Origin of the sequence: Actinosynnema sp. NPDC023658 (assembly GCF_040639995.1) — a bacterium.
In the GTDB taxonomy this organism is placed as follows: Bacteria; Actinomycetota; Actinomycetes; order Mycobacteriales; family Pseudonocardiaceae; genus Actinosynnema.
Genome location: NZ_JBFAAX010000316.1, coordinates 1 through 6,645, shown reverse-complemented (window position 1 = coordinate 6,645; position 6,645 = coordinate 1). Strand labels below are relative to the sequence as shown.

General features: G+C 71.4%; 5 protein-coding genes and 1 pseudogene. 2 read left to right on the top strand and 4 right to left on the bottom strand.

Annotation, left to right across the window (positions count from 1 at the left end):
* Positions 1-217 (top strand): annotated as a pseudogene (locus AB0G02_RS25045) (alpha/beta hydrolase); the annotation flags it as partial.
* 63 nt (positions 218-280) lie between these two features.
* On the opposite strand, the gene AB0G02_RS25040 reads toward AB0G02_RS25045, so the two are convergent.
* From AB0G02_RS25040 to AB0G02_RS25025, 4 genes are read right to left on the bottom strand one after another with little or no spacing between them, the layout of a single operon-like run.
* Positions 281-1,093: an ABC transporter permease subunit gene (locus AB0G02_RS25040; protein ID WP_360797974.1), complete on the bottom strand. Its 813-nt coding sequence runs from the start codon at positions 1,091-1,093 to the stop codon at positions 281-283.
* Positions 1,090-1,968: a sugar ABC transporter permease gene (locus AB0G02_RS25035; RefSeq protein ID WP_360797972.1), complete on the bottom strand. Its 879-nt coding sequence runs from the start codon at positions 1,966-1,968 to the stop codon at positions 1,090-1,092. The genes AB0G02_RS25040 and AB0G02_RS25035 overlap by 4 nt, the downstream gene beginning before the upstream one ends.
* Positions 1,965-3,023 (bottom strand): ABC transporter ATP-binding protein, encoded by a 1,059-nt coding sequence (locus tag AB0G02_RS25030; RefSeq protein WP_360797970.1) that lies wholly within the window; start codon positions 3,021-3,023, stop codon positions 1,965-1,967. The genes AB0G02_RS25035 and AB0G02_RS25030 overlap by 4 nt, the downstream gene beginning before the upstream one ends.
* Positions 3,020-4,231 carry an extracellular solute-binding protein gene (locus AB0G02_RS25025; protein ID WP_360797968.1) on the bottom strand — a complete coding sequence of 404 codons (1,212 nt, stop codon included), beginning with the start codon at positions 4,229-4,231 and terminating at the stop codon, positions 3,020-3,022. Before AB0G02_RS25025 ends, AB0G02_RS25030 begins: the two co-directional genes overlap by 4 nt.
* Positions 4,232-4,457: 226 nt before the next feature.
* Between AB0G02_RS25025 and AB0G02_RS25020 the strand changes: the two genes are divergently transcribed.
* On the top strand, positions 4,458-6,524 hold the full coding sequence (locus AB0G02_RS25020) for a PQQ-dependent sugar dehydrogenase (protein WP_360797966.1): 2,067 nt from the start codon (positions 4,458-4,460) through the stop codon (positions 6,522-6,524).
* Positions 6,525-6,645: the final 121 nt, after the last annotated feature.

Sequence of the window (6,645 nt, the reverse complement as noted above, 5' to 3'; positions counted from 1 at the left end):
GAGCCTGGGACCGGTGGTGCTGGGCCGCACGGTCCCGTGGCTGGTGCTCCAGTGCCTCGCGCTGGCCGTCCTGGCCGCCACCGCCACCACGGTCGTCGTGGCGTGGCGGTCCAGGTCGGAACTCGCCCCGGCGCACCGGGTGCGCCTGGGCCTGCTGGTCGCGGGCGGCGTGCTGTTCGTGCCCTGGGCCGTGCACTGGGGCCTGCTGCTGCCGTGAGCCGCCGACCGGTGTCCTGCGCCGTGACCGCCGAACCGTCCGGCGGACTCGCGGCGCAGGACCCTAGGCCGGGTCCTTCAGCCTGGTCACGAGCTGCGTCGGGTTGACGAACCGCAGGGCGGCCACCAGCAGGACGAGCATGGACCCGGTGTAGATGACCGCCATCGCGTCCACCGTCTGCTGCGCCCGGATGCCCGCCGCCGACACCGAGTAGAACAACGACACCACCAGCGTCTGGCTGTCCGGACCGGCGGTCAGGAACGTCAGCTCGAACATCCCCACCGTCCGCACCAGCACCAGGATCGACGCGGCCAGGATGCCCGGCACCAGCAGCGGCGCCAGGATCCTGAGGAACACGGCCGACGTGCGCGCGCCGCACATCCGCGCCGCCGCTTCCAGCCTGGTGTCGATCTGCTCGATGAACGGCGTCATGGTCAGCACCACGAACGGCACCGACGGCACGAGGTTCGCCACGATGACGCCGGCCGTGCTCCCGGCCAGGTGGAACTTGTAGAGCACGGTGGCGAGCGGGATGCCGTAGGTCATCGGCGGCATCAGGATCGGCAGCAGGAACAGCAGGCTCAGCAGCTTCTTGCCGGGGAACTCCCGCCGCGCCAACGCGTACGCCGTCGGCACGCCGATCAGCACCGAGACCACGACGACCGCCACCGACACCTGGAACGTCACCACGAGCACGTCGAACAGGTCGAACTCGCGCCACGCCTGCGAGTACCAGGAGGTGGTCAGCCCGGCCGGCCACCAGGTGCCGAACCACCGCACGCTGAACGAGTCCACCAGCACCGCGCCGACCACACCGAGGAGGTTCACCAGGAAGAACGCCAGCGCGCCCCACGTCACCCACGCGGCGGGCCTCATCCCTTGCCCCCGGTCGCGCCCCGGTACAGCGAGGTCCGCCACAGCAGCACCAGGCCGATGACCACCAGCATCACCACCGCCATGATCATCGCCACGGCCGACCCCATCGAGTAGTCGAAGTCGCGGAACGCGGTGTCGTAAGCGGCGATGGAGATGACGTGCGTCTCGCCCTGCGGCGCACCGACCATGATCGCGGACGGGAACACCGAGAAGGCCAGCACGAACGACAGGCAGAAGGTCACCGCCAGCCCCGGCGCCAGCAGCGGCATGACGATGTGCCGGAATCGCTGCCGGGGCGACGCGCCGAGCACCGCCGCCGCCCGTTCCAGCGACGGGTCGATGCCCGACAGGTACGACAGCGTCAGCAGGAACGCGAACGGGAACCCGGTGATGATCAACGAGAACAGCACGCCCCAGTAGTTGTGCACCAGCCGCACGGGCTCGTCCAGCAGCCCGAGGCCGGTCAGCACCTTGTTGAACCACCCCACCGGGCCCAGGTACTGGATCAGGCCCTGCGCGGTGAGCACCGTGCCCAGCGTGATCGGCACGACCAGCACCGTCGTGATGAGCCGCTTGCCCCGGAACCGCCCGCGCATCCGGTAGGCGATCGGGATGGACGCCAGCACGTTGAACAACGCGGCCGGCAGCCCGAGCCGCAGCGTGATCCAGATCGTGTCCCGCAGGTAGGCGTCCTCGAAGAACCGCCGGCAGTTGGCGAACGGCCCGCCCTGCTCGGGCTGGAACGACAGCTGCAAGCCGTACAGGAAGGGGTAGAGGAACAGCAGCGCCACGAACACCGCGCCCGGCACGAGGAGCAGCAGCACCCGGTCCACGCCGCGCTCGGCGAGCCGGTGCCGCAGGGCGGCGGTGCTCATGAGCCGAACACCAGGACCCGCTCGACCGGCACGCGCAGCAGCACGGCGTCGCCCGGCGCGAGCCTGCTGGTGGTGCGCAGGTGCAGCGGCTGCCCGTCGGGCAACCGGGCCTCCACCGCCTGCTCGCGCCCGTGGTACTCCACGACCTCCACCTCCGCGGCGAGCACGTTGTCCGCCGGCCGGATGGCCACGCTGAAGTCCTCCGGCCGGATCGCCACCACCGCGTCACCGGACGACACGCCGTCGCGGTTCACGCCGGTCAGCGGGACACCGCCCAGCGACACCGTCGCGTGGTCGCCGGACACCGACGTCACCGACACCGGCAGCACGTTGCGGTAGCCCATGAACCCGGCCACGTACTGGTTGCGCGGCTGCGCGTACACCTCCTCGGGTGAACCGACCTGCTGCACCGCGCCGTCGCGCAGCACCACGAGCCGGTCGGCCAGCGCCAGCGCCTCCTCCTGGTCGTGCGTGACGTACACGGTGGTCAGCCCGAGCGACTGGTGCAGCCGCCGGATCTCCGTGCGCATCTCCAGGCGTAGCGAGGCGTCCAGGTTGGACAGCGGTTCGTCCATCAGCACCAGCGGCGGCTCCAGCACGATCGCCCGCGCGATCGCGACCCGCTGCTGCTGCCCGCCCGACAGCTGCGCCGGGAACTTGTCCGCGTGCTCGGTCAACCGCACCATCCGCAGCGCCTCGCCCACCCGCCGCGCCTGCTCGGCCTTGGCGACCTTCCGCATGGCCAGTCCGAACGCGATGTTGCGCCGCACGCTCATGTGCGGGAACAGCGCGTAGTTCTGGAACACCATGCCGAAGCCGCGCTTCTCCGGCGGCAGCCGGTCGATGCGCTCGCCGTCCAGCACGATCCGACCGCCGCTGAGCGGCAGCAGCCCGGCCAGGCAGTTCAGCGCGGTCGACTTGCCGCAGCCGGACGGGCCGAGCAGCGCCACGAACTCGCCGCCCTTGATGGTGAGGTCCAGGCCCTCCAGCGCGACGTGCTCGCCGAAGACGCGCCGCACGCCGTCGATGTGCAGCTCGGTGAACCGGTCACTCATTTCCGGGTCTTCCCGCTGCCGATCTCGCGTTCCCACTTCCGGAACGCCTTCACCTGCGCGGTGGCCGGCAGCGACGTCTCCTGCGGCGTGCCGGCGATCAGGTCGTCGTACTCGGGCCGCCCGTACTGCCTGATCGCGTCCCGCGACTCCTGCGGCGCCATGTCGAGCGTGACGCCCTCGACCGCCGGACCGGGGTAGAAGTAGCCCTTGTCGTAGGCCTTCGCCTGCTGCTTCGGGTCGAGCATCCACTTGATCAGCGCCAGGTCCGCCGCCATGACGTCCTGCGACACGCCCTTGGGCACGACCGCGTAGTGCGCGTCGGTCACCCAGTGGAAGCCCTCCAGCGTCGCGATCCTCATCCCGGCCGGCACGGTGCCCAGCACGCGCGGGTTGATGTCCCACCCGGTCGTGGTGGCCACGACGGTCGAGGTGCCGTCGGCCAGGTTCTTCATGGTCTCGGTGGTGCCGGACGGGTAGTAGTCGACGTACTGGCCCAGTTCCGCGAGGAAGGCCCAGGTCTTCGCCCACCCGTTCTCCGGGTCCTTCGGGTCCTGGTCACCCAGGATGTAGGGCAGTCCCATCAGGAACGTCCGACCGGGACCGGAGTTCGCGGGCACGGCGTACTGGAACTTGCCGGGGTTCGCCTTCGCCCACGCCAGCAGCTCGTCGGTGGTGCGCGGCGGTGTCGCGACCTTGCCCGGGTCGTACTCCAGCAACGGGCCGGCGGGGTAGTAGGTGACCGTGATCCCCTGTCCCTGCGCCAACTCCTGCATCGCGGCGGCGGAGGGCAGGTAGGCGTCCCGCAGGCCGGGGAACCTGGCCTCCTGGTCGGGCAGCAGCCGCAGCGCGAGCCCCTGGTCGATCACCGCGGCCAGGCCGTCCGTGCCGGTGAGCACCAGGTGGGTCTGCGACCGGCCCGCGTTCTGCTCGGCCTTGAGCTTGCCCGGCATGTCCGGCGCGGTCGCCTTGGAGTAGTTCACCTTGCCGATGACGTCCGGGTTCGCCGCGACGAACTCGTCGATCATGCCCTGGGTCAGCTGGAGGTTCCCCGCGACGTCCAGGACGTTCAGCTCGACCGGGGCGGACGGTCTGTCCGGCACGGAGCCGAACGTCTGCGCGGCGGGGCCGGTCGGTGCGCCGCAGGCGGCCACCACCAGCACCGCGGGGAGGATCACTGCGGACAGGCGGAACCGCGTCGTCAGGCGCATTCGCCCCCTTTTCTCCGAACCGGTGACACGACTGGACGCTCGCTGGGAAAGCCCTTACCGTTTCCGGTGACAGAAGGATGACTACACGCGACCGGCCCGACGGTCAAACACTTGCGCAAAGCCGCTCACAACCCGCCCGCCCGACGTCCGCACCCGCCGCCGCTCCCGCCGCCGTCACCGTCCCCCGGGCCACCCGGGGGAGTTGTCAACGACTGTGGAGGCTCCTGTGGCACCCCGTACCCGGCGGTTGTCGACCTCGCTCGGCACCCTCGCCACGTCGCTCGCGGTGGTGGCGAGCGCCCTGGTGTCCGCCGCGCCCGCGAGCGCGGCACCCGTCCTGCTCTCGCAGGGCAAACCGGCGGTCGCCTCCTCCTCGGGGGGCGCGAGCTACGCGGCGGCCCTGGCCGTGGACGGCAACTCGTCCACCCGCTGGGCCAGCCAGGGCGGTGTGGACCCGTCCTGGCTCCAGGTCGACCTCGGCGCCACCGCGACCATCAGCAGGGTCCGGCTCCAGTGGGACCTCTCCTGCGCCCGCGCCTACCGCGTCGAGGCGTCCACCGACGGCACGACGTGGACGAGCGCGTACAGCACCGCCAACGGCCAGGGCGGCGTCGAAGACCTCGCGGTGAGCGCACGGGGGCGGTACGTCCGCGTGTACGGCACCACGCGCTGCCGCACGTCGACCGCCAACGGCTACTCGTTGCAGGAGTTCCAGGTGTTCGGCGAGGCCGGTCAGGCGGACACCACGCCGCCGTCCGCGCCGACCGGCCTGCGCTCGGCCAACGTGACGCCCACGTCGGTCGACCTCGCCTGGGACCGGGCGACCGACGACGTCGGCGTGACGTCCTACGAGGTCTACCGGTCCGGCCAGTTCCTCAAGGCCGTCACCGGCACGTCCACCACGATCACCGGCCTGAACCCCAACGGCGCCTTCACCTTCTACGTCAACGCCAAGGACGCCGCCGGCAACATCTCCCAGGCCAGCAACAACGTCGAGGTGCGCACGCCGCCCGCGCAGTCCGACTCGGAGAGGCCCACCCCGCCGACGAACCTGCGCGTCACCGGCGTCACGGCCAACTCCGTGTCGCTGACCTGGAACCCGTCCACCGACAACATCGGCGTGACCCGCTACGAGGTCCTCGCGGGCGGCGCCAAGGCCGCCGACGCCACCGGCACGTCGGCCACCGTCGGCGGGCGCAGCCCGAACACCTCGTACCTGTTCACCGTCCGCGCGTTCGACGCGGTGGGCAACGTGTCCGACCAGAGCACCGGGGTCAGCGCCACCACGTCGTCCGGCGGCGACCAGGTCGGCGCGGTGACGGAGCTGGCGCAGGACAGCGACGTGCCGTGGGGCCTGGACTTCCTGCCCGACGGCTCCGGCGTCTACACCCGGCGCGACGCGTTCGACGTGGTCAAGCTGTCGCCGTCCGGGGCGAGGACCACCCTGGGCACGGTGCCGAACGTCGCCACCACCAACGGTGAGGGCGGCCTGCTCGGCCTCCAGGTGTCGCCGGACTTCGCGACCGACCACTACCTGTACCTCTACCACACGACCGCGAACGACAACCGGATCGTGCGGATCAAGGTCGAGGGCAACGCGCTGGTGACCGGCTCGGTGCAGGTGCTGCTGACCGGCATCCCGCGCAACCGCTACCACAACGGCGGCCGGCTGCGGTTCGGGCCGGACGGCAAGCTGTACGCGGGCACCGGCGACGGGCAGAACGGCAACACGGCACAGGACCTGTCCAGCCTGGGCGGCAAGGTGCTGCGGCTCAACCCCGACGGCTCCGCGCCCACCGACAACCCGTTCTACGGCAACGGCGGCAACGCCCGGTACGTGTGGACCTACGGCCACCGCAACGTGCAGGGCCTGGCGTTCGACGGCCAGGGCAGGCTGTGGCAGGCCGAGCTGGGCAACACGGTCATGGACGAGCTGAACCTGTCCCAGCGCGGCGGCAACTACGGCTGGCCCTCGTGCGAGGGCACGTCCGGCAGCTGCTCGGGCTACGTCGCGCCGAAGCGGACCTGGAGCACGGCCAACGCCTCGCCCAGCGGCATCGCCATCGTCAACAACGCCCTCTACCTGGCCACGCTGCGCGGCAGCAGGCTGTACCGGCTGGTGATCAGCGGCACGTCGGTCGGCTCGGAGACGACCCACTTCCAGGGCACGTACGGCCGGCTGCGCACGGTCGAGCCCGCGCCGGACGGCAGCCTGTGGCTGACCACCAGCGACGACGGGGACAGCACGCCGAACAACTCCAGGAGCCGCGTCCTGCGGGTCCAGCTGAACTGACCGCGGCACGCGGCACGAGCGCGAGGCGGTGCCGGGGCCCGGGGGCGGGGCGCGGGCGTGGGGGGGTGGGGGGGGGCCGGGTGTACCGGAACCGCCTCGCTGTTGGTGTGTGCGGGGGGTG